The sequence below is a fragment of the Nocardia nepalensis genome, assembly GCF_048910785.1.
GTDB lineage: Bacteria > Actinomycetota > Actinomycetes > Mycobacteriales > Mycobacteriaceae > Nocardia > Nocardia nepalensis.
The window spans coordinates 1,138,804-1,165,307 of record NZ_JBKBET010000020.1 but is presented as its reverse complement, the minus strand read 5'-3'; the positions used below and the strand labels follow the sequence as shown (position 1 = coordinate 1,165,307).

Genomic DNA, 26,504 nt, shown 5'->3' with positions numbered 1-26,504 from the left:
GGGGTGCCCGCGAGGCGTGGGGTGCCCACGAGACGTGGGCTGCGCACAAGGCATGGGCTGCGCACGAGACGTGGGGTGTGCACGAGACGTGGGGTGCCCACGAGACATGGGGTGTTCACAAGGCGTGGGCTGGGCACAAGGCGTGGGCTGCGCACGAGACGTGGGCTGCGCACAAGGCGTGGGGTGGGCACAAGGCGTGGGGTGCGCACGAGACGTTGGGTGCGAGACGTGGGGTGCGCACAAGGCGTGGGGTGCCCACGAGACGTGGGGTGCCCACGAGACATGGGGTGGGGTGAGGTGCCACAAGGCGTGCGAATCCAGAGAAGGGATGCGGCGGTAGACGGCGACATGCGTGGCGTGGCCCCTAGTCACGCCCGTGGGTTCTAGGGTTGCGCAATGGCCTCACTATCGGATCCCGCGGTGCGCGAATTTCTCACCGAAGGTACGCGAACCGCGAAGGTCGCCTTCATAGCCTCCGACGGACGCCCGGTCGTGACGCCGGTCTGGTTCGTCCTCGAGGGCGACGAATTGGTCTTCAATACCGGCAAGACCTCGGCCAAGGGCAAGGCGTTCGCCCGCGATCCGCGCATTGCGATTGTCATCGACCTCGAACGAGCGCCCTACCCGTCCATCCAGATCCAGGGCACCGTGACCCTCTCGGAAGACTCCGACGAACTCCTCCGCACCGCCACCGAGATCGGCGGCCGCTACATGGGCGCCGACCGCGCCGAAGAATTCGGAAACCGCAACGGCGTCCCCGGCGAACTAGTAGTCCGCGTCCACCCCACCAAGGTAATCGCCCACTTCGACGCCACCGCCTGAAATCAAGATCAGGTGGAATCTATGGCGGCATCGCCCGAGAAGCGCCCGCCACCACTTCCACCTGATCTTGATCCCCTGCCCCCTAGACTCACCCGCATGACCGTGCACTTCATCGGGGCCGGGCCGGGCGCCGCGGACCTGCTGACCGTTCGCGCGGTGGACCTGCTGCGCACCTCCCCGGTCTGCCTCTACGCGGGCACCTATCTGGATCCCGAGGTGCTCGCGCACTGCGCCCCGGACACCGAACTGATCGATACCCAGCACCTGGACATCGACGAGATCACCGAGCACTTGGTGCGCGCCCACCGATCCGGTAGGGATGTCGCGCGCCTTTGCTCCGGTGACCCCTCGATCTACTCGGCCCTCACCGAACAAACGCGCCGTCTCGACGCGCACGACGTCCCCTGGGACGTCACCCCCGGCGTACCCGCCTATGCCGCCGCGGCCGCGCTACTCGGCAGTGAGCTGACCGTCCCCGAACTGGTCCAGTCGGTGGTCCTGACCCGGACCCAGGCCCGCTCCACCGCCATGCCCGAATCCGAGGCACTCGCGAACTTCGCACGGACGAAGTCCACTCTGGTGCTCCATCTGGCCATCACCCGAATCCGAACCCTGGCGGCCGAGCTGATCCCGGATTACGGCCCCGACTGCCCGACGGCGGTGGTCTACCGGGCCAGCCAACCCGGCCAACTAGTCCTGCGCGGCACCCTCACCGACATCGCCGACCAGGTCGAATCCGCGGGCCTGCGGCAAGCCGCCGTCATCCTCGTCGGCCGCGCCCTCGCCCCGAATCTGTCCTGCGCGCAATCGCATCTGTACGACCCGGCGCGCGACCGGAACCGGCCTTCGCAAGCAGTGTGAGATGGGTGACAGTCACCTGGCGAACTTGCGATGTCCCCGCCGCCTGGGGTGATGTTTCCCGGCTATGGGATCTGATTGGTCGGGCGGCGGGGGCGACGGTAGATTGTTTCGGTGATCAGCAGTGAACTTCCCGGCGGAGCCGGTCGGTGGACGGCGGGCACGGTCGCGCCCATGTAACAAGGTCGGCCTGGCGGGCAGATAGTGCCAATGAACATTTTTGCTTGATTGATGAGAACTGAACGCGGGAACGCAGACGCCACGCTCGGATAGGTGCGCGTCCCGTCCCGGTGTTCGTCGGGGAGCGCTTGCGTGGTGTTCCGGAAGCGAGGTTACGGGTTGGACCGGCTGGATTTCGGCGGAAACGGCGAAACTGGTAACACACGGGCGAGCGCTACGCAGGCAGCTGCGGAGTACTTCCCGCTGTCGCCCGCACAGCTGGGCATCTGGTACGCGCAGCACGTGGACCCGCAGGTTCCGGTCAATATCGCCCAGTATGTCGACCTGCGCGGCGGCGACCTCGACATCGACACGCTGCTACAGGCCAGCATTGCCGCCGCGCACGAGACGGGTTCGGGCTACCTGCGCATTGTCGAGCGCGACGGCGAGCCGATGCAGACCGTCGACACCTCGCTGTCCGCCGGTATCGAACATGTGGATCTGCGCGGCGCCGAGGATCCGGTCGCCGCGGCGGCGGAGTGGATGCGAGCCGAGTACAGCCGCCCGCTCGATATCGTCAACGACCGTCTGATCAAGAGCGCCGCGCTGCAGCTCGAGGACGAGCGGTGGTTCTGGTACGCCCGGGTCCATCACATCGTGCTCGACGGATTCGGCGCGATGACCTATATGCAGCGCGTGGCCGAGCTGTACACCGCGGCAAAGAACGGCGTCGAGCCCCCGCCCTCGAAGGCCAGTGACCTGCGTTCGCTCTACGAGCAGGAGATCGCCTACCGCGACAGCACCCGCTTCCAGGCCGATAAGGAGCACTGGGCGCAGCGGGTCGAAGGACTCGAGGACGGGACCAGCCTGGCCGGCCGTTCCGCGCCGCCCGCCCCGCTCAACGGTGTGTCGAGTGCGGCCTTGGCGCCGGAGCAGGACGCGCTGCTGGCCGATGCCGTTACCCGGCATGACAATTCGCCCGCCGGTCTGCTCATCGCTGGCTTCGCCGCGTATCTGGCCCAGTGGACCGGTGCCGAAGAAGTGATCCTGAGCCTGCCGGTGACCGCGCGCACCACCGCCGCGATGCGCCGCTCCGGCGGTGTGACCTCGAATATCGTGCCGCTGCGGCTGCGGGTCGGCTATGACACCACCGTGGCCGAGCTGCTGCGCGCGGTGACCGTCGAGGTGTCGGGTGCGTTGCGTCATCAGCGCTACCGGCACGAGGACATCCGCCGCGACAGCGCGGGCGGCTCGAACACCGGAACCGGTGTCGGCGCGGAGTTCTTCGGTCCATGGGTCAACATCATGTTGTTCCACAACGAGATCCTGCTCGGCGAGTTGGTCGGTGAGTTCAATGTGCTGTCCACCGGCAGCATCGAGGACCTCGGTGTCAATTTTTATCAGTCGGTCGGCGGCACCCGCTCGCATATCGATTTCGAGACCAACCCGAACCTCTACACCGAAGCCGAAGCCGCACAGCATCATTCGCGGTTCCTGGAATTCTTCGGCCGGTTCCTGGCCGCGGATGCCGATGCGGTGGTGTGGGAGCTGCCGGCGACCACCGAGGACGAGCGCGAACTGACGCTGGTGGAGTGGAACGACTCCGAGCAGGACGTTCCGGATACCACCCTGTCGGCGTTGCTGGACGCGCAGATTCAGCTGACCCCGGACAATATCGCGCTGGATTTCGAGGGTGCGCAGCTGACCTACGCTCAGTTCGCTGAGCGGGTCAACCGGTTGGCCCGGTTCCTGATCGCTGACGGCGTCGGCCCGGAATCGCTTGTCGCGCTGGGCATGCGGCGCTCGCTGGACCTGGTGATCGGCATGCACGCGGTGCTGAAGGCCGGTGGCGCGTATGTGCCGATCGATCCGGATCATCCGGCCGATCGCACCGCCTACATCCTCGAGTCCGCGGCACCGGTCTGCGTGCTGACGGTCTCCGGTGACGAACTCGAGCTGCCGGAGACGGTGCGGCGGGTAGCGATCGACACCCTCGACGTATCCGCCTATGACGTTGCGCCGGTGACAGATTCGGATCGGCGCGCGCCGCTGCGTCCGGACAACACCGCGTATGTGATCTACACCTCGGGTTCGACCGGTCGACCCAAAGGTGTCGCGGTCACCCATCACGCGATCGTCAACCAGCAGTTGTGGATGCTCGATGAGTACCGCCTGACCGCTGAAGATGTGTACCTGCAGAAGACCGCGACCACCTTCGACGTATCGCTGTGGGGTTACTTCCTGCCGTTGATGGTCGGCGCGAAACTGGTCATCGCCGCCCCCGACGGGCACCGGGACCCGCTGTATGTCGCCGACATGATCGAGCGCCACCAGGTCACGATCACCGACTTCGTGCCGTCGATGCTCACGGTGTTCGTCGCGCACGCCACCGCCACCCAATGTGCCACGCTGCGTGCGGTTTTCGTGATCGGTGAGGCACTGCCGCCGGAGACCGCCGCAGGGTTCCGCGCGATCACCTCGGCCGGTCTGCACAACCTCTACGGCCCCACCGAGGCAGCGGTCTCGGTCACCTACTGGGAGGCCACCGCCGCCGACACCGCGACGGTGCCGATCGGTATCCCGGAGTGGAATGTCCAGGTCTACGTGCTGGATTCGCGGCTGCGGCCCGCGGCCGTCGGCGCACCGGGTGAGCTGTATCTGGGGGGGCGTCAGCTCGCGCGCGGCTACCGCGGCCGCCCGGACCTGACCTCGGATCGATTCGTGGCCAACCCCTTCGGCACCGATGGCGAGCGCATGTACCGCACCGGTGACCTGGTGCGCTGGAACGCCGCTGGCACCTTGGAGTACATCGGCCGCACCGACTTCCAGGTCAAGTTCCGCGGCCAGCGCATCGAACTGGGCGAAATCGAAACCGATCTGCTCGCCCATCCTGCCGTCAGCCAGGCAGCCGTGCTGGTGGTCGATACCGCCACCGGCCAGCAGTTGGTCGCCTATGTGGTGCCCGCGCCCGGCCAGTCCATCGAATCGCTCGAACTGACCCGGTTCGTCGCGGAGAAGCTGCCGAGCTACATGGTGCCCGCGGCGATCATGGTGCTGGAGGCGTTCCCGCTCAACACTTCCGGCAAGCTGGACCGTAAGGCTTTGCCGGAGCCGGTCTTCAGCGCGGACGCGGCCGGATTCCGTGCCCCGCGTACCCAGGCCGAGCAGATCGTGGCGGCCATCTTCGCCGATGTGCTCAGCCAGGAGCGCATCGGCATCGATGACAACTTCTTCGATCTGGGCGGCAACTCGCTGGTCGCCACCCAGGTGGTGTCGCGGATCGGCGCGGCGTTCGGCACCCAGATCGGGGTGCGCGCGCTGTTCGAGACCCCGACCGTGGCCGGTATCGCCGCCCGCGCCGAAACCGCGAGCCCGGCCGACGCCGCGCGGCCGCCGCTAGTCGCCCAGCAGCTGCCGGATCGGGTGCCGCTGTCGCTGTCGCAGCAGCGGATGTGGTTCATCAACCAGTTCGACTCCACCGTGCCCGCCTACAACCTGCCGTTCGTGGTGCGGTTGCGCGGCCATGTCGAGGTCGATGCGCTGCAGGCCGCGCTGACCGATGTGATGGCGCGCCAGGAATCGCTGCGCACGATCTTCCCGGAGTCCGGTGACGGCGGCTACCAGCAGGTGCTGCCGATGGACGAGGTCGATCTCGGTATCGAGGTGCGGTCGATCGATACCGCCGAATTGCACGGCGTGCTGGTCGAATTCGCCGCCACCGGCTTCGATGTGTCCACCGAACTGCCGATCCGGGTGCGGGTCTACCGGGTCACCGGCGATTCCAGCAACGGAACTCCCGATTACGCGGTCGCGTTCGTCGTGCATCACATTGCGGCGGACGGCTTTTCGTTCGGCCCGCTGGCCCGCGATGTCGCCACCGCCTACCTGGCCCGTGCCGCGGGTGAGGCGCCGGTGTGGACGCCGCTGCCGGTGCAGTACCGCGATTTCACGCTGTGGCAGCGCGAACTGCTCGGCGCGGAGTCCGATCCGGGTTCCATGGCGGCCCGCGAGATCGCCTACTGGCGTAGGGCCTTGGCCGGTCTGCCGGACCAGCTCGACCTGCCCGCCGATCGCCCGCGCCCGCCGGTGCAGAGCTTCCGCGGTGGCCGGGTCGGCTTCGATATCGATGTCGAGCTGCACGAACGACTTGCCGCACTCGCGCGCGCCCAGGGCGTCAGCGTGTTCATGGTGCTGCACGCATCGCTGGCCGTGCTCTTGTCTCGTCTTTCCGGGACCAGCGATATCGCCATCGGCACCCCGGTGGCAGGTCGCGGTGAACAGGCGCTCGATGACCTGATCGGCATGTTCGTCAACACCCTGGTGCTGCGTTCGGAGGTCGACGGCAGCGAGGCCTTCACCGACTTCTTGCGGCGCACGCGCGAGGGTGATCTCGCCGCGTTCGCCTATGCCGATGTGCCCTTCGAGCGGCTGGTCGAGGTACTGAACCCGACTCGTTCGCAGGCGCGGCATCCGCTGTTCCAGGTGATGCTCTCGTTCCAGGAGCTGTCCCACGGTGCGATGGAACTGCCCGGTTTGTCGGTCACCGCCGACGAGCTCGAGGTCGATATCGCCAAATTCGACCTGCAGTGGACGGTCACCGAGGAACGCGGCGCGAACGGTGAACCCGCCGGTATGGCAACCGTGGTGTCCTTCGCCACCGATCTGTTCGATACCGAAACCGTCGCCGAATTCGGCCGCCGTTTTCTGCGCGTGCTCGAAACCGCCGTCGCCGCACCGGAATCGGTGATCCGCGATATCGACATCCTCGACGACGCCGAGCGCGCGACGGTGCTGCGCGACTGGAACCACACCGCCAACGCCGTGCCCGCCGCCACCGTCCTCGACCTGTTCGACGAGCAGGTGCGCCAGCGCCCGGACGAGATCGCGGTCGTCTTCGACGGCGGCACCCGCAGCGCGGGAGAGTTCGGACCCCAGACCGAACTTACCTACGCCGAATTCTCTGCGCGGGTGAACCGCTTGGCCCGCAAGCTGATCGCCGAGGGCGTCGGCCCGGAATCGCTGGTGGCCGTCGGTATTCGCCGTTCGGTGGACATGCTCGTGGCCATCTACGCGACCATGGCCGCGGGCGGCGGCTACGTGCCGATCGATCCCGATCACCCGGCCGAACGCACCGAATACGTACTCGCCAGCTCCGATCCGGTCTGCGTGCTCACCACGACCGCCGACGACGTCGCCGCCGACGGCGAGCATCCGGTGATCCTGCTCGACACCCTGGACCTCGCCGACTTCGACGATGCACCCATCGACGACGCGGAACGTCTTGCGCCGCTGCGCTCTTCGAACACCGCCTACGTGCTCTACACCTCCGGTTCGACCGGCCGACCCAAGGGCGTCGCGGTCTCCCACGCCGGTGTGGTCAACCAGATCGCCTGGATCACCAGCGAATACGGCATCGGCGCCGACGATGTGATCCTGCAGAAGACGCCGGTCACCTTCGACGTGTCGGTGTGGGAGTTGTTCGGCACTTTGGCCGTCGGCGCGCGCATGCTCATCGCCGCCCCGGATGGTCACCGCGACCCGATGTACCTCTCGGAGATCATCGGCCGCCACCAGGTCACCATGACCTCGTTCGTGCCCTCCATGCTCTCGGTGTTCGCCGGTGCCGCGTCCTCGGACGAATGCGCTTCGCTGCGTACGGTTCTCGTCGCCGGTGAGGCGCTGCCCCTGGCCACGGTGGCCGCATTCCGGCAGTTCTCCACCGCCGCCGTGCACAACCTGTACGGCCCGACCGAATTCACTGTGCACGCCACCGCCTGGCACATAGACCAGGACGCGCCGACCACCGTGCCGATCGGCCGCCCGGTGTGGAACGCCCAGACCTACGTGCTCGACGCGGGCCTGAACCCGGTCCCGGTCGGCGTGCCCGGCGAGCTGTACCTGGGCGGTGTCCAGGTCGCCCGCGGCTACCACGGCCGCCCCGACCTGTCGGCCGAACGCTTCGTCGCCGACCCCTTCGGCGCACCCGGCGCACGCCTCTACCGCACCGGCGACCTGGTCCGTTGGACCACCCCCACCGGCACCACCGGTGTGCTCGAATACATCGGCCGCACCGACTTCCAGGTCAAATTCCGCGGTCAGCGCATCGAACTCGGCGAAATCGAGACCGCGCTGCTCGAACATGCCGCCGTCACCCAGGCCGTCGTGCTCGTCATGGACACCGTCGCGGGCGATCAGCTGGTCGCCTACGTGGTCACCCAGGGCGGCGCCGCCGATATCGACGACATCAAGAACTCGCTGCACCGCACCCTGCCCTCGTACATGGTGCCCTCGGCGATCGTCGGCCTGGACGCGTTCCCGCTCAACCCCTCCGGCAAGCTGGACCGCAAGGCGCTGCCCGCCCCGGTCTTCGAGGTGCGCGAATTCCGTGCGCCCACAACGCCGATCGAGGAGATCGTCGCCCAGATCTTCGGTGAGGTGCTCGGCATCTCCCGGGTCGGCGTCGACGACGACTTCTTCGAACTCGGCGGCAACTCGCTGATCGCCACCCAGGTCGCCTCGCGCTTGGGCATCGCGCTCGACACCCGAGTGCCGGTGCGCATGCTGTTCGAGGCGTCCACCGTGGCGGCGCTGGCCACCCGCGTCGAATCGCATGCCGGTGACGGCGCGCGCAAGGCGCTGGTCGCCAGGCAGCGGCCCGAACAGGTGCCGTTGTCGCTGGCACAGCAGCGCATGTGGTTCCTCAACCGGTTCGACACCGAATCGGCGGTCAACAACATTCCGGTCGCGATCCGGCTCTCCGGTGACCTCGATGTGGCCGCGCTGCAGGTCGCCGTCATCGATGTGATCGACCGGCACGAATCGCTGCGCACCGTATTCCCGGAGACCAAGACCGGTCCGGTGCAGCGGATTCTCGACGCGGCACAGATCGTTCCGGACCTGACCCCGTACCGGGTCACCGAGGAGACGCTGGTCGAGCATCTGGTCGACCTGGCCTCCATGGCCTTCGACGTCACCGATGAGGTGCCGCTGCACGCCCGCCTGTTCGAGATCAGCGAATCCGAATATGTGCTCGGCATGGTGGTGCACCACATTTCGGCCGACGGCTGGTCCATGGGACCGCTGGCCCGCGACGTCATGGTGGCCTACGCCGCGCGCACCTCGTGGGAATCGCCCGCCTGGTCCGCGCTGCCGGTGCAGTACGCCGACTACGCGCTGTGGCAGCGCGAGGTGCTCGGCTCGGAGGACGATCCGAATTCGTTGATCGCCAGCCAGATTCGCTACTGGACCAACGAACTCGCCGATCTGCCGGACGAATTGGTGCTGCCCTCGGACCGTCCGCGTCCGGCCATCGCCTCCTACCGTGGCGGTACCTACTCGTTCGTGATCTCCGCCGAGACCCAGCGCGCGCTGATCGAGTTGGGGCGCAAGCACAATGCGTCGCTGTTCATGGTCATGCACAGCGCGCTCGCGGTGCTGTTGGCGCGGGCCAGCGGCACCGGCGATATCGCGGTCGGCACCCCGGCCGCCGGTCGTGGTGAGGCCGCGCTCGACGACTTGATCGGCATGTTCGTCAACACCCTTGTGCTGCGCACCAACGTCCGCGGCTCCGCCAGCTTCGCGGATCTGCTCGCGCAGGCGCGGGAAACCGATCTGCACGCCTTCGCGCATGCGGACCTGCCGTTCGAGCGCTTGGTCGAGATCCTGAACCCGGCCCGCTCGCAGGCCAGGCATCCGCTGTTCCAGGTGCTGCTCGCCTTCCAGAACACCAGGCAGGCCAACCTCGAACTGCCCGGACTGTCGGTCAATGGCATCGATTACGACGCCAGGCTGGCCAAGTTCGACCTGCAGTTGACCCTGCAGGAGACCCAGGAGCGGGGCGAGGCCGCCGGTATGTCGGCCGAATTCTCCTATGCGCTCGACCTTTTCGACGAGGACACGGTGGCCGCGTTCGCGCGGCGTCTGGATCGGATCCTGGCGGCCATCATCGCCGATCCGACGGTGCCGGTCGGCGATATCCAGCTGCTGGACGATCAGGAAACCGCGCTGGCGGTAATCGGTTGGAACGACACCAAGCGCGAGTTGCTGCCGCGTCGTCAGCCCGGCCGCACCGCTCGTCGTTCCGGCGTTCGCGGTCCGCTCACCCTGGTGGGCGAGTTCGCCGCGCAGGCCGCCGCCACGCCGGATGCGATCGCGATCGTGGATCCGGCGACCGGCGCTTCGCTTACCTACGCCGAGTTCGGCTCGCGCGTGCACCGGTTGGCGCGTCGGCTCATCGAGGCCGGTGTGGGTCCGGAAAAGCTGGTGGCCCTCGGTCTGCGGCGTTCGGTCGATCTCGTGGTCGCGGCGTATGCCGTACAGGAGGCCGGCGGCGGCTACGTGCCGCTCGACCTGGATCAGCCGACCGAGCGGGTCAGCTATGTGCTCGAGTCGGCGGCACCGGTCTGTGTGCTGACGACCTCGCGCGACAACTTCGAGAGCGGCGGGCTGCCCACGCTGTCCATCGATGAGCTGGAGTTGTCCGAGTACTCGGACGAGCCGGTCACCGATGCGGAGCGGATCGCGCCGCTGCGTCCGGAGAACACCGCGTACGTGATCTTCACGTCGGGTTCGACGGGTCGGCCGAAGGGTGTGGCGCTGCCGCATTCGGCGGTGGTGAACCAGATCCGCTGGATCACCGGCGAATACGGCATCGGTGCCGATGATGTGGTGCTGTTCAAGACCCCGGCGACGTTCGACGTGTCGGTGTGGGAGCTGTTCGGTCCGCTGAGCACCGGTGGCCGGATCGTGGTCGCGAGCCCCGACGGGCATCGCGATCCGCAGTATCTGGCGGAAGTCATTGCGGCCGAACGGGTCACCATGACCTCGTTCGTCCCGTCGATGCTGACCGTCTTCGCGGGCAGTGTGGACGCCGCCGGTGGTGCGGCGCTGGAGTCGTTGCGCGCGTTGCTCGTTGCCGGTGAGGCCTTCACCGGTGATGCGGTCGCCGCCATCCGCAAGGTCAGCTCCGCCGAGCTGTACAACCTCTACGGCCCAACCGAATTCGCGGTGCACGCGACCCACGGCCCGGTGGCGCAGGGCCTGGTCGGCGCGGTGCCGATCGGCCTGCCCGTCTGGAATGCCCAGGCGTATGTGCTCGATGCTCGCCTGCATCCGGTCGCGCCGGGTGTCGCGGGTGAGCTCTATCTGGCCGGTGCGCAGTTGGCGCGCGGCTACTTCGGCCGTACCGATCTGACCGCGGATCGCTTCGTGGCCAACCCGTTCGGCGCGTCCGGTTCCCGGATGTACCGCACCGGCGACCTGGTCACCCGCAATGCCGACGGCTCGATCGTCTACCTCGGCCGCACCGACTTCCAGGTGAAGCTGCGTGGTCTGCGCATCGAACTCGGTGAGATCGAAACCGCCCTGACCGCACACGATTCGGTGGCCCAGGCCGTCGCATTGGTGCGTTCGGATGCGCGGACCGGCGATCAGCTGGTCGCCTATGTGGTGCCCGCGAACGGCGGCACGGTCGACCTCGACGAGCTGCGCGCGCATCTGACCGAGCAGCTGCCCTCGTACATGGTCCCCGCGGCCATCGTGGTGCTCGATGCCATGCCGTTGAACCCCAATGGCAAGCTGGACCGCCGCGCACTGCCCGAACCCGTCTTCGAGGCCAAGGAATTCCGTGCGCCGTCGACCCCGATCGAAGAGATCGTCGTCGGCATCTTCAGCGATGTGCTCAGCCATGACCGTATCGGCATCGACGACAACTTCTTCGATCTCGGCGGCAACTCGCTGGTCGCCACCCAGGTGGTGGCCCGGCTCGGCGCGGCGCTGAATACCCAGGTACCGGTGCGGCTGCTGTTCGAGGCGCCGACCGTGGCCGCGCTCGCCGCGCGCATGGAGGCCAATGCCGGGGCCGGTGGCCGTCAGGCGCTGACCGCGCGCCCGCGCCCGGAGTACCCGCCGCTGTCGCTGGCGCAGCAGCGCATGTGGTTCCTCAACCGCTTCGACGCCGATTCGGCCGCCGACAACATTCCGGTGGCGGTGCGGCTGCACGGGCATCTGGATCTGCCCGCGCTGCGCGGCGCCATCGCCGATGTGATCACCCGGCACGAATCGTTGCGCACCATCTACCCGTCCCACGAGGGCGTGGCCTACCAGCAGGTGCTCTCGGCCGCACGGGCGTTGCCGGAACTGGAGATCGTCCCGGTCGCCGAAAGCGAAATGGGCGGCGCCCTTTACGACTTCATCGGTCGCGGCTTCGACGTGACGACCGAATCCCCGGTGCGAATTCGGCTCTACCAGGTCGAGCGCGCACCGCTGAGCAGCAAGAAGTGGCGCGACAACACCCAGGACCACGTGCTCGCGGTCGTCGTGCATCACATTGCGGCGGACGGCTTCTCGATGCGTCCGCTGGTCCGCGACCTGATGTCGGCCTATATCGCGCGCAGCTCCGAATCCGCGCCGGTCTGGCCGCCGCTCGCGGTGCAGTACGTGGATTACGCACTGTGGCAGCGCGAAACGCTCGGCTCCGAGGACGATCCGACCTCGCTGATCTCCGAACAGCTCGGCTACTGGCGCGAAACCCTGGCGGGACTGCCCGAGGAACTGCGCCTTTCGTCGAAGCCGCGGCCGGTGGTCGCGTCGTATCAGGCACGGACACACCGCTTCCGGCTGCCCGGCGCACTCGTCGACGCGCTGAACCGCGTCGCGCACGAGCACAGCACCACGCTGTTCATGGTGGTGCACAGCGCCTTCGCGACCCTGCTCGCGCGGCTGAGCGGTTCCGATGACATCGCCATCGGCATCCCGGTGGCCGGTCGCGGTGAGCAGGTGCTCGACGATCTGGTCGGCATGTTCGTCAACACCCTGGTTTTGCGTACCCCGGTTGATCCGTCCGAATCGTTCACCGACCTGCTCGGCCAGGTGCGCGAGCGCGATCTGCAGGCCTTCGCACACGCCGACGTGCCCTTCGAGCGGCTGGTCGAGGTGCTCAACCCGGCCCGCTCCCAGGCGCGGCATCCGCTGTTCCAGGTGATGCTGTCGTTCCAGAACCTCGGCCGCACCTCGTTGGAGCTGCCCGGCCTCGCGGTTTCCGAACTCGGCATCGACCAGCCGACCGCCAAGGTCGACCTGCAGCTCACATTGAGCGAGGGTTCGGAATCCGAGATGGATGCCGAACTCGTCTATGCCACCGACCTTTTCGACGATCGGTTCGCCGACGCTTTCGCCGAGCGCTTCGTCAGGGTGCTGCGCGGTATCACCGCCGCACCGGCGATCCCGGTGGGCGATATCGACCTGCTCGACGATACCGAACGGGCCCTGGTGCTCGACCAGTGGAACGACACCGAATTCCCGGTGGACGCGGCACTGACCTCGCCGGTCGGAGATGCGGCCGCCACGCTGGTTTCGCTGTTCGAAGCGCAGGTGCTGCGGACCCCGGACGCGCTCGCGGTGACTTACGAGGGCACGAGTCTGTCCTATGCCGACTTCGCCGCCCGGGTACACCGGTTGGCGCGCTGGCTCAAGCAGAACGGCGTCGGCCCGGAATCGTATGTCGCCCTTGGCATGCGGCGCTCCATCGACCTGGTCGTCGGCATGTACGCGATCAATGCCGCCGGTGGTGCGTACGTGCCGCTGGATCCGGACCATCCGGCCGAGCGCATCGACTACATCCTGGAGACCGCGCGACCGGTCTGCGTGCTGACCTCCGGCACCGACCTGGAAACCACCGTGTCTCGGCAGGTGCGCATCGATGAACTCGACCTCGCCGAGTTCTCGGACGAGCCGCTGACCGACGCGGATCGGCATCGGCCGCTGCGTCCCGGCAATACCGCGTACGTGATCTTCACCTCGGGTTCGACCGGCCGCCCGAAGGGTGTGGCCGTCTCGCACGCCGCGATCGTCAACCGCCTGGTGTGGATGCACGCCGAATACGGTCTGTCGGCCGATGATGTCGTGCTGCAGAAGACTCCGGCGACCTTCGACGTGTCGGTGTGGGAGTTCTTCTGGCCCTTGCAGGTCGGTGCGCGCCTGGTCATCGCCAAGCCCGACGGCCATCGCGATCCGGCCTATATGGCGCGCCTGATCGTCGAAGAGCAGGTCACCACGGTGCATTTCGTGCCGTCGATGCTCTCGGTCTTCATCGCCGAGGATCGCGCGGCCGAATGCACCAGTCTGCGTAATGTCTTCGCCTCCGGTGAGGCACTGCCCGCGGTGGCGGCGCAGCGCCTGCGTCAGCTGACCGGCGCGCGGCTGCACAACCTGTACGGCCCGACCGAGGCCGCGGTCGACGTCACCTTCCACGAGGTGACCGATGCCGACATCAACTCGGTGCCGATCGGCGCCCCGGTGTTCAACACTCAGGTGTACGTGCTGGATTCGCGGTTGCGCCCGGTGCCCGCCGGCGTTCCGGGTGAGCTGTATCTGGCGGGGGCCCAGCTGGCGCACGGCTATGTCGGCCGGCCGGACCTGACCACCGACCGCTTCATCGCGAACCCGTTCGATGACGCCCAGCGCATGTACCGCACCGGTGACCTCGTCACCTGGACGGCGCGTGGTGAGCTGGAGTACCTGGGCCGCACCGACTTCCAGGTGAAGCTGCGCGGTCTGCGCATCGAACTCGGCGAGATCGAGTCCGCGCTCACCGCGCAGGACGCGGTGGCACAGGCGGTCGTGCTGGTGCATTCCGATGAGCGGACCGGCGATCAGTTGGTCGCCTATCTGGTCGCGAATCCGGACCGGGCCACCGATATCGACGCCGTGAAGAACACCCTCGGCGAGCAGCTGCCCGCCTACATGGTGCCCTCGGCCTACATGGTGCTCGACGCGTTCCCGCTCAACGCCTCGGGCAAGCTGGATCGCAAGGCGCTGCCCGCACCGACGTTCGCGGCCAAGGTATTCCGCGCGCCGACCACTCCGGTGGAGGAGATCGTCGCGGGCACCTTCGCCGAGGTGCTCGGTCTGCAGGGCGTGGGCCACGGTGTCGGTCTGGACGACGATTTCTTCGAACTCGGCGGCAACTCGCTGATCGCGACTCAGGTCGCCGCGCGACTCGGCGCGGCGCTGGATACCCAGATCCCGGTCCGCGCGCTGTTCGAGGCCTCGAATGTCGCGGCACTCGCCGCCCTGGTGGAATCGGCCGCCGGTGCGGGCGGTCGGGAACCGTTGACCCCGCAGGCGCGCCCCGAGCTGGTCCCGCTCTCGCTGGCCCAGCAGCGGATGTGGTTCCTGAACCGCTTCGACAACCGCACCGCGGTCAACAACATTCCGGTCGCCATCCGGCTCACCGGCACTGTCGATATCGCCGCGCTGAACGCCGCCATCGGCGATGTGCTGGCCCGCCACGAGGCGCTGCGCACCATCTACCCGGAGCTGGAAGGCACCGGCTACCAGCACATTCTGCACACCGACGAGGTGGGCTTCGAGCTGGCGGCCGAGTCGATCACCGCCGCCGCGGTGCCCGCGCGCATTGTCGAGCTGGCGAGCGTGCACTTCGATGTGACCAGCGAGGTGCCGTTCCGGGCCAACCTGCTCAGCATCGACGACGACAACCACGTCGCGGTGCTCGTCATGCACCACATCAGCGGTGACGGCTTCTCGCTGCGTCCGCTGCTGCGTGATGTGGTGCTGGCCTACACCGAGCGCAGCCGCGGTGAGGTGCCCGCGTGGGCGCCGCTGGATGTCCAGTACGCCGACTACGCGCTGTGGCAGCGCGCGGTGCTCGGCAGCGAGGACGATCCGGAATCCATCGCGGCACAGCAACTCACGTACTGGACCGAGCAGCTGGCCGATCTGCCCGATCAGATCGAGTTGCCCGCCGATCGTTCGCGGCCCGAGATCGCCTCCAATGCCGGTGGCACCCACGGCTTCTCGGTCGACGCCGAATTGCACGCCGCGCTGGCCGAACTCGCCCGTGCCCGCGGGGTCACGCTGTTCATGGTCGTGCACGCCGCCTTGGCGGCCTGGGCGGCCCGGTTGTCCAATAGCACCGATATCGCCATCGGCACCCCGATCGCCGGACGCGGTGAACGCGCGCTCGACGACCTGGTCGGCATGTTCGTCAATACGCTGGTGCTGCGCAACGAGGTCGATCCGAGCGCCAAGTTCAGCGATCTGCTCGCGCAGGTGCGCCGCACCGATCTGGCGGCCTTCGCCAATGCCGATGTGCCTTTCGAGCGGCTGGTCGAGGTGCTATGGGGTCGGCAAGGCGGCGGAGCCGCCGGGGTGGGTAGACACAGCCCGGCCCGTTCGCAGGCGCATCACCCGCTGTTCCAGGTCGCGCTGACCTTCGAGGCCGCCTCGGCCGCCGATATGGGCACCGTGGCGCTGCCCGGTGTCGAGCTGTCGGTGGTCGAATTCGATCCCGGCACGGCAAAGTTCGATGTGCAGCTGACCGTCGGCGAGGCCGCCGATGGTGCGCTGGGCATGTCGTGGAACTACGCCACCGAACTGTTCGATCCGGAGACGGTGGCGTCCTTCGCCGATCGTCTGGTCCGGATTCTGCGCAGCGTGGTCGAGGATCCCGAGATCGTCATCGGCGATATCGATCTGCTCGGTGAGGCCGAGCGGCTCAATGTGTCGCAGCGCTGGGTGTCGTCCGGATTCGACGGTGGCACAGCACGATTCACGGCTGCGGGTACCACGCTGGTCGACCTGTTCGAGCAGGCCGTGGCCGCGCATCCGGACAATACGGCGGCCAAGTTCGGCATCGAATCGCTGACCTACGCCGAACTGGACCGGCGCGCGAATGTGCTGGCGCGCAGGCTGATCGCCGACGGCGCCGGGCCCGAATCGCTGGTCGCGGTGATCCTGCCGCGTTCACTGGACCTGGTCGTCGCGCTGCTCGCCGTGGTGAAGACCGGTGCGGGCTATGTGCCCGTCGACCCGACCTATCCGGCCGACCGCATCGCCTACGTGCTCGCGGATTCGCGTCCGACCAGCGTGATCCTCGACTCCACGGTCCAGGTCACCGTGCCCGCCGAACTGCCGACCGTGGTGCTCGATGGATTCGCGGTGGAGACCGGCAATGTCGAGGACGCCGACGACGCCCCGATCACCGACGCCGACCGCCTCGCGGCGCTCACCCCGGACAACGTCGCATACGTGATCTACACCTCCGGTTCGACCGGACGTCCGAAGGGTGTCGCGGTCGCGCACCGGAATGTGGTGCGGCTGTTCGCCAATACCGATCGCGACTTCGGCTTCGGCCCCGGCGATGTGTGGACGCTGTTCCACTCCTACGCGTTCGACTTCTCGGTCTGGGAGCTGTGGGGTCCGCTGCTGTTCGGCGGCACGGTGGTGGTCGTCGACTACTACACCTCGCGCTCGCCCGAGCAGTTCCTGGAGCTGCTGCGGGTGGAACAGGTCACGGTGCTCAACCAGACGCCGTCCGCGTTCTACCAACTGGCCGAGGCGGATCGCAATGCCGCGCCGGACGCCAGGCCGCTGGCGCTGCGCTACGTGGTGTTCGGCGGTGAAGCCCTCGAACTGCGCAGGCTTTCGGATTGGGTCGCCCGACACGGCGATTCGTCCCCGCTGCTGGTCAACATGTACGGCATCACCGAGACCACGGTGCACGTGTCCTACCGCGCGCTGGACGCGGCGACCATCGCCGCCGCCTCCGGCAGCGTGGTCGGTCGCGCCATCGCGGGTCTGCGCGTGTACGTGCTCGACAACCGGCTGCGGCCGGTGCCGGTGGGTGTCGCGGGCGAGATGTACGTCGCGGGACCGCAATTGGCCCGCGGCTACCTGGGCCGGCCAGACCTGACCACCACCCGTTTCGTCGCCAACCCACTCGCCGACGCCGAGGCAACGGGCACGCGCCTGTACCGCTCCGGCGACCTCGCGCGCTGGAACCGCTTCGGCGAACTCGAATACCTCGGCCGTGCCGACGACCAGGTCAAGGTGCGCGGTTTCCGCATCGAACTCGGTGAGATCGAGTCCGCGATCCTGGCCCAGCCCGGCATTGCCCAGGCCGCGGTCATCGTGCGCGAGGATCAGCCGGGCGATCAGCGGATCGTGGCCTATGTGGTCGCCGAACCCGATGTGATCCCGGACCTCGATGTGGTGCGCAGCGGTGCGGCGCAACGACTTCCGTCGTACATGGTGCCCGCGGCGCTGGTGCGGCTCGAGTGGATTCCGTTGACCGTCAACGGCAAGCTGGATCGTCGCGCGCTGCCCGCACCCGCCGTGCAGGCCAAGGCATTCCGCGCCCCGGTGACTCCGGTGCAGGAGACGGTGGCCGCGATCTTCGCCGATGTGCTCGACCTGCCCCGGGTCGGCGTCGACGACGACTTCTTCGACCTCGGCGGCAACTCGCTCATCGCGACCAGGGTGGTGTCCCGGATCGGCGCCGCGCTCGGCACCACGGTCCCGGTGCGCGCGCTGTTCGAGGCCTCCACCGTGGAAGGGCTCGCGGCCCGGGTGGAATCGCATGCCGACGGCGCCGCGCGCGCCCGGCTCGTGGCTCGGCCCCGCAAGGCCGACGAACTCGTGCCGCTGTCATTCGCACAGCAGCGCATGTGGTTCCTGAACAAGTACGACACCGCATCGGCGGCCTACAACCTGCCGATCGCCATCCGGCTGACCGGCACATTGGACACCGATGCGCTGCGGTTGGCGGTGGCGGATGTGGTGCGCAGGCACGAATCGCTGCGCACCCGCTACCCGGAGCACGGCGGCACCCCGGTGCAGGTGATCGTGCCCGCCGACGCGATCGCGCTCGACCTGCAGCCGGTTTCGGTCGATCCGGCCGAGCTGACCGCGGCGGTGACCGAATTCGTCACCACCGGATTCGATGTGTCCGAACAGGTTCCGCTGCGGACCCGGCTGTTCGCCGCGGGGACCGGCGGGCAGGAGCGCAGCGACCAGGGGAGGATCGACACAGCCGAGCATGTGCTCGTCGTCGTGGTGCACCACATCGCGGCCGACGGCTTCTCCATGGGCCCGCTGACCCGCGACGTGATGCTCGCCTACACCGCGCGCACCCAGGACGCCGCGCCCGGTTGGGCGCCGCTGTCGGTGCAGTACGCGGACTTCGCCATCTGGCAGCGGGAAGTCCTCGGTTCCGAGGACGATCCGGAATCGCTGATGGCGCGTCAGGTCGCGCACTGGCAGCGCGCCCTCGACGGTGTGCCGGACGAACTGCCGCTGCCCACCGACCGGCCGCGCCCCGCGATCGCCTCGCATCGCGGTGCCACCCTGCAGACCGAACTGCCCGCCGAACTCATCGCGGCGCTGGAAGATATCGCGCGCCAACGCGGTGCGTCGCTGTTCATGGTGATGCACAGCGCGCTCACGGTGCTGCTGGCCCGGCTTTCGGGCACCGACGATATCGCCGTCGGCTCGCCGATCGCGGGACGCGGTGAGCAGGCGCTCGACGATCTCGTCGGCATGTTCGTCAACACCCTGGTGCTGCGCACCGGCATCGATCAGTCGGAATCCTTTACCGCGCTGCTGGATCGGGTGCGGGCGAGCGATCTGGACGCCTTCGGCAATGCCGACGTGCCGTTCGAACGCCTCGTGGAACTGCTCGCGCCCGAACGCTCGCAGGCGCGCAACCCGCTGTTCCAGGTGATGCTCGCATTCCAGAACCTCGATCGCACCTCGCTGGAGCTGCCGGGTCTCTCGGTGTCCGCACTGGACCTCGAGGAGAACGTCGCCCGCTTCGACCTGCAGTTCACGCTGTCGGAAACCGATTCCACCGCAATGACGCTGGCGCTCACTTACGCCACCGAGCTGTTCGACGAGTCGACCGCCGCCGTGATCACGCAGCGCTGGCGCCGCGTGCTCGAGGCCATCGCCGCCGATCCGACGATCACCGTCGGCGCGATCGACGTGCTCGACGCCGAGGAGCGCGCGGACCTCATCGCGCGCACCGGCGCTGCGGCCGTCCCCGCGCGCACGCTGCCCGAACTGCTGGCCGAGGCCGCCGCGATGGATCCGAAGGCGACCGCCGTCGTGTTCCAGGGGACACGTGTGTCCTACGGTGAGCTCGACGAGCGATCGAACCGCCTGGCCCGCTTGCTCATTGCCGAAGGTATCGGCACCGAGGATCTGGTCGCCGTCGGTGTGCCGCGGTCCGCGGAATCGGTATTCGCCGCCTGGGCGGTGTCGAAGACCGGTGCGGCATTCGTGCCCGTCGACCCGAACTACCCGGCCGAGCGCATCGCGCATATGGTCACCGATTCCACGCAGTTCAGTGTTACAGCCCCCGTCGGCCTCACGGTCGCGGCGGTCCGTGACCGCCTGCCGGAATCGGCGCGCTGGCTGGTGCTCGAAGACCTCGACCTGGACGCCTTCGACGGCGGCCCGATCACCGACGCCGACCGGGTGCGCCCGCTGCGTCCGGCGCATCCGGCCTACGTCATCTACACCTCGGGTTCGACCGGTGTGCCCAAGGGCGTGGTGGTCACCCATGCGGGTCTCGCGAACTTCAGCGTCGAGCAGATCGTGCGCTACGACCTCGATTCCGGTTCGCGCGCACTGCATTTCGCCTCGCCGAGCTTCGATGCCTCGATGCTCGAGCTGCTGCTCGCGATCGGCGCGGGCGGCGCGCTGGTGGTGACGCCGCCCGGCGTCTACGGCGGTGAGGAACTGTCCGAGCTGATCCGTGCCGAGCGGGTCACGCACGCGTTCATCACGCCCGCCGCGCTGGCCACCTTCGACCCGACCGGCCTGGACTCGCTGCGGGTGCTGGTCGCCGGTGGCGAGGCGGTTCCGGCGGATCTGGTCGCGAAGTGGGCGGTGCCGCTGGAGAACGGGTCCGTCCGCAAGTTCCACAACGGCTACGGCCCGACCGAGACCACCATCATGACCAATATCAGCGATCCGCTGGTGGCCGGTGACACGGTGGTGATCGGTGCGCCGATCCGCGGTATGCAGTCGCTGATCCTGGATGCCCAGCTGCGGCCGGTGCCGGTGGGTGTCGCGGGTGAGCTGTATCTGTCGGGCATCCAGCTGGCCCGTGGCTATCACGCCCGCGCCGGGCTGAGCGCCGAGCGCTTCGTTGCCAACCCGTATGTCGACGGCGCGCGCATGTATCGCACCGGTGACGTGGTCCGATGGACCCACACCGGTGAGGTCGAGTACGTCGGCCGCTCCGACTTCCAGGTCAAGGTGCGCGGCTTCCGCATCGAACTCGGTGAGATCGACGCGGCGCTGGCCTCGCACGAGACCGTCGACTTCGCCGTCACCGTCGGTCACAAGAGCACTGCGGGCGCGACCTCGCTGGTGTCGTATGTGGTTGCGGCGAACGGACATTCGATCGATGTGGCCGAACTGACCGCGCACGTCGAGGAGCGCCTGCCCGCCTACATGGTGCCGTCGTCGGTGATGGTGATCGACCACATCCCGCTGACCCCGGTCGGCAAGCTGGACCGGAAGGCGTTGCCGGAGCCGGTATTCGCGACCGAGGTCGTCTTCCGCGCGCCGCGCACGCCGATCGAGCACACCATTGCCGAGGTCTTCGCCGAGGTGCTCGGCGTCGACCGCGTCGGCGTCGACGATTCGTTCTTCGCGCTCGGCGGCGACAGTATTGTCTCCATTCAGCTCGTGTCGCGTGCCAAGGCGCGCGGTGTGGTCTTCACCCCGCGCCACGTCTTCGAACAGCGCACGGTGGCCGGACTCGCCGCGGTCGCCGAGACGGCGGACAGCACCGAATCCAGCATCGCGGCACTGGCCGAGCTGCCCGGTGGCGGCATCGGCGCCATGCCGCTGACCCCGGTGATCCGGTTCATGGCCGAGCGCGATGGCTCGTTCGGCCGGTTCAACCAGACCATGGCGCTGGAGCTGCCGGTCGGCATCGACCGCGCTGGCATCGCCAAAACCGTTGGCGCGGTGATCGATCGCCACGACATGCTGCGGGCGCGGCTGTATCGCGACGGCGACGACTGGGTCGTCGACACCGCCGCACCGGGCACCATCGATGTGGACGCGCTGATCGACCGCACCGAGTTCGACGCGGGCGTGGACGAGGCCGGACTGGTCGAAATCGCCTCCGCCGCACTGGATGCCTCGCTGGATCTGCTGGATCCGGCTGCGGGCGTGGTGGTTCGGTTCGTCTGGCTGGAGCCCTCGGACGGCAGCCGCGGCGGCCGACTCATCGTGGCCGCGCATCACCTTGTCGTGGACGGTGTTTCCTGGCGCATCCTGGTGCCGGACTTCGTCACCGCCTGGGGCCAGCTCACCGCGGGGCAGGAACCGCAGCTCGTCGCGCCCGCTACCTCGATGCGTGCCTGGGCGGACGCATTGCAGCGCGAGGCCGAAAGCACCGAGCGCGTCGCCGAACTCGATTACTGGCGTTCGGTGGTCGCAACCGCGGATCCGCTGCTGACCGACCGGCCGATGGATCCGACCGTGGATACCTCCGGTGTCATCGAGAAGCTTCAGGTCGAGGTGTCCGCCGAGGTCACCAAGGCACTGTTGACCACCGTGCCCGCGCTGTTCCACGGCGGCGTCAACGACGGTCTGCTCACCGCGCTCGCACTGGCGACGGCGAAGTGGCGGGCCCGCCGCACCACCAGCCGCGCCGATGACGCGTTGCTGATCCGCCTGGAAGGCCACGGCCGCGAAGAGGACATCGTGCCCGGCGCGGACCTCTCGCGCACCGTCGGCTGGTTCACCGCGATCTTCCCGGTCCGCTTCGACCTGTCCGGCATCGATATCGATGCCGCGCTGACCGGCGGCCCGGCGCTCGGCAAGGCCGTCAAGGCTGTCAAGGAGCAGCTGCTCGCGGTGCCGGATAAGGGCATCGGTTACGGCCTGCTGCGCTACATGAACGCGGCGACCGCCACCGAACTGCCCGCCGACCAGCCGGGCCAGGTGAGCTTCAACTACCTGGGCCGCGTCTCCGAGGGCGATGTGCCCGAGGCGCTGCGCGGGTTCGGCTGGATCCCGGCCGCGGAACTGGGTGCGCTCGGCGGCGCCTACGACGCGGATATGCCCGCGATGGCCCCGCTGGATATCAATGCCATCGTGGTCGGCGACAAGCTGACCGCGAATATCGGCTACCCGACCACGCTGCTCGATGCCGCACAGGTCCGCGAATTCGGCGAGCTGTGGACCACCGCACTGGAAGCGGTTGCCCGGCACGCCAATTCGAACAATGCGGGCGGGCACACGCCGTCGGACTTCGCCCTGGTGCGCTCGACTCAGCGCGATATCGACAACTGGGAGCAGCGCTTCCCGGCGCTGGCCGATGTCTGGCCGCTGTCGGCGCTGCAGGCGGGCCTGCTGTTCCACGCGCGCCTGGCCGCCACCTCGGTGGACGTCTACACCGCGCAGGCCGTGCTGACGCTCACCGGCCGGGTGGATCCGACCCGATTGCGTTCGGCCGCACAGGCTCTGGTGGATCGCTACGAGAACCTGCGCACCGCATTCGTCACCGATAACGACGGCAACCCGGTGCAGGTGGTCCTCGACAGCGTCCGCGTCGCCTGGGCCGAACACGACCGGATCGAATCCGGCGACGGCGCCGACATCATCGCCGCGGACCGCACCCAGCGCTTCGATCTGACCGCGCCGCCGCTGATCCGGTTCACGCTGATCCAAGTGGCGCAGGACCGTTGGCAGTTCGTGGTCGCCAACCACCACATCCTGCTCGACGGCTGGTCCATGCCGCTGCTCATGCGGGATCTGCTGGTGCTCTACGCGACCCACGCCGACGCCAATGTGCTGCCCGCGGTGCGTTCCTACCGGCACTTCCTGGAATGGACCAGGCAGCAGGATCATGCGGCCTCGGTGGCCGCGTGGACCGACGCGCTGCGTGGTGTCAGCGAACCCACGCTGTTGTCGCGTCCGGACGCCAGCCGCGAAATCACCTCGCTGTCCGGCGAATACTTCTTCGACCTGGACGAGCGGGCGACCGCGCGACTCACCGCACTGGCCGCCTCGCTCGGTGTCACGCCGAATACCGTGCTGCAGGTCGCCTGGGGCATTCTGATCGGCCGGATGACCAGCCGCGACGATGTGCTGTTCGGTACCACGGTGTCCGGTCGTCCGGCACAGCTGTCCGGTGTCGAGTCGATGGTCGGCCTGTTCATCAACACCGTCCCGGTGCGGGTGCGCTTCGATCCGTCGGAGTCGGCGGAGCAGTTGCTGACCCGGACCCAGGTGGAGCAGGCGGATCTGCTCGATCACCACTACGTCGGTCTGGCCGATATCCAGTCCGCCGCTGGCATCGGCGGGTTGTTCGACACGCTGGTGGTCTTCGAGTCCTACCCCGTCGACGCCGATGGCATCCGGGCGCAGGCCGCCGATATCGATGGCATGGCGGTCGTCGATATGGAGGCCGCCGACGCCACGCACTACCCGCTGACCCTGATCGCGCAGCTGGACACCCAGCTGCGGATCCGCGCGGGCTATCTGCGCGACCTGTTCGACGAGCAGACGGTGCGCCGCATCGCCGATCGACTGGTCCGGGTGCTGACCGCGATCACCACCGAACCCACGGTGGCCGTCGGTGATATCGAACTGCTCGATACCGCCGAGCGCGAGCTCGTGGTGTCCGACTGGAACGACACCGCACATGGGGTCGACGAGGCGGCCACCCTGGTCTCGATGTTCGAGGCCCAGCTCGCCGCGACCCCGGACGCGACCGCGCTGACGTACGAGGGCACGAGTCTGACCTACGCCGAATTCGGCGCCCGCGTCTACAGCCTGGCGCGCTGGCTCATCGAACGCGGCGTCGGCCCGGAATCGTATGTGGCCCTCGGCATGCGGCGCTCCATCGACCTGGTGGTCGGCATGTACGCGGTGACCGTTGCCGGTGGTGCGTACGTGCCGCTGGATCCGGATCATCCGGCCGAGCGCACGGAATACATTCTCGCCACGGCCGATCCGGTCTGCGTGCTGACCTCCGGCGACGATCTGAAGATCGATACCGCCCAGGTGCGCATCGATCTGCTCGACCTGTTCGGGTTGCCGGACGAGCCGGTCACCGACGCGGAACGCCGTGCGCCGCTGCGTCCGTCGAATACCGCCTACGTGATCTTCACCTCGGGTTCGACCGGCCGCCCGAAGGGTGTGGCGGTCAGCCATGACGCGATCGTCAACCGCCTGGTGTGGATGCAGTCGGCCTACGGGCTGACCGGCGCCGACGCCGTACTGCAGAAGACGCCGGCGACCTTCGACGTGTCGGTGTGGGAGTTCTTCTGGCCGTTGCAGATCGGTGCGCGCCTGGTCATCGCGAAGCCCGACGGGCATCGCGATCCGGCCTACCTCGCCGAGATCATCACCGCCGAGCGGGTCACCGTCACCCACTTCGTGCCGTCCATGCTGTCGGTGTTCGTGGCCGATGCCGCCGCGGGACGGTGTGATTCGCTGCGGCTGGTCTTCGCCTCCGGTGAGGCGCTGCCGCCCAAGCCGGCGCATCGCCTGCGCGAGTTGACCGGTGCGGCGCTGCACAACCTGTACGGTCCGACCGAGGCCGCGGTCGACGTCACCTTCCACGAGGTGGTCGCGACCGATACCGACACCGTGCCGATCGGTGCGCCGGTCTTCAATACCCAGGTTTACGTTCTGGATTCGCGGTTGCGTCCGGTGCCGGTCGGTGTCGCGGGTGAGCTGTACCTCGCGGGCGCCCAGCTGGCGCGCGGCTATGTCGCACGCCCGGATCTGACCAGCGATCGGTTCGTGGCCAACCTGTTCGGCGCCGCCGGTGCGCGCATGTACCGCACCGGCGACCTGGTTTCCTGGACCGCCGATGGCGAGCTGGAGTACCTGGGCCGCACCGACTTCCAGGTGAAGCTGCGCGGTCTGCGCATCGAACTCGGCGAGATCGAGCAGGCGCTCACCGCGCTGGACGAGGTCGCCCAGGCCGTCGTCGTGGTGCGCGGTGATCAGCACACCGGCGATCAGCTCGTCGCGTATGTCATCGCGACGCCGAACCTTCGGCTGGATATCGAGACCCTGCGCGAGGATCTGGCGCGGCAGCTGCCCGCCTACATGGTGCCCTCGGTCGTCATCGTGCTCGACGAATTCCCGCTCAACGCCTCCGGCAAGCTGGACCGCAAGGCGCTGCCCGCACCGGTATTCGAGGCCGCGGTATTCCGCGCCCCGACCACACCGGTCGAGGAGATCATCGCCGCCACCTATGCCGATGTGCTCGGTTTGGAGCGGGTCGGCCTGGACGACGACTTCTTCGCGCTCGGCGGCAACTCGCTGAGCGCCACCCAGGTCGCCGCCCGGCTCTCGGCCGCGCTGGATACCGATCTCGGTGTCCGCGAACTGTTCGAGGCGTCCTCGGTGGCCGCGCTCGCGGCGCGCGCGGAGTCTCGGGCCGGCGCCGGTGCGCGCACGGCCCTGGTGCCGCAGCCGCGCCCCGAGCGGGTGCCGCTGTCGCTGGCGCAGCAGCGCATGTGGTTCCTCAACCGGTTCGATCCGGAATCGGCCGTGGACAATATCCCGGCCGCGGTGCGGCTGTCGGGTCTGCTGGACCGGCAGGCGCTGCAGATCGCGGTCGCCGATGTGCTGGCCCGCCACGAATCGCTGCGCACCTACTACCCGGAGTTCGACGGCACCGCCTACCAGCAGACCGTCTCCACCGGCCGGGTGATCCCGGATCTGACGCCGATCGATGTCACCGAAGCCGAACTGCCGCAGCGCATCGCGGAGGTCATCCTGACCGGCTTCGATGTCACCGCGGAGGTCCCGTTCCGGGCACGGCTGTTCGAGATCAGCCCGACCGAACATGTGTTGGCCCTTGTGGTGCACCACATTTC

The 26,504-nt window shown here is 68.1% G+C and carries 3 protein-coding genes (1 of these 3 running past the window's edge); all 3 read left to right on the top strand.

Features of this window, described 5'->3' with window-relative positions; all coding sequences use genetic code 11:
• Positions 1-396 precede the first annotated feature (396 nt).
• Positions 397-822 carry a PPOX class F420-dependent oxidoreductase gene (locus ACHQ4I_RS16455; protein ID WP_420772571.1) on the top strand — a complete coding sequence of 142 codons (426 nt, stop codon included), beginning with the start codon at positions 397-399 and terminating at the stop codon, positions 820-822.
• Between the two features lie 96 nt (positions 823-918).
• Positions 919-1,683 carry a precorrin-4 C(11)-methyltransferase gene (gene cobM, locus ACHQ4I_RS16450; RefSeq protein ID WP_420772570.1) on the top strand — a complete coding sequence of 255 codons (765 nt, stop codon included), beginning with the start codon at positions 919-921 and terminating at the stop codon, positions 1,681-1,683.
• 336 nt (positions 1,684-2,019) lie between these two features.
• Positions 2,020-26,504, top strand: the 5' portion of a protein-coding gene (locus ACHQ4I_RS16445; protein ID WP_420772728.1) for a non-ribosomal peptide synthase/polyketide synthase. Its footprint extends 12,811 nt past the window's final position; only the first 24,485 of its 37,296 coding nucleotides appear in the window; it begins with the start codon at positions 2,020-2,022; the stop codon falls past the right edge of the window.

What these genes read in the sequence shown, in the direction of transcription:
- cobM (WP_420772570.1), top strand. Translation starts at nt 919, where the DNA reads ATGACCGTGCACTTCATCGGGGCCGGGCCGGGCGCCGCGGACCTGCTG.
- ACHQ4I_RS16455 (WP_420772571.1), top strand. Translation starts at nt 397, where the DNA reads ATGGCCTCACTATCGGATCCCGCGGTGCGCGAATTTCTCACCGAAGGT.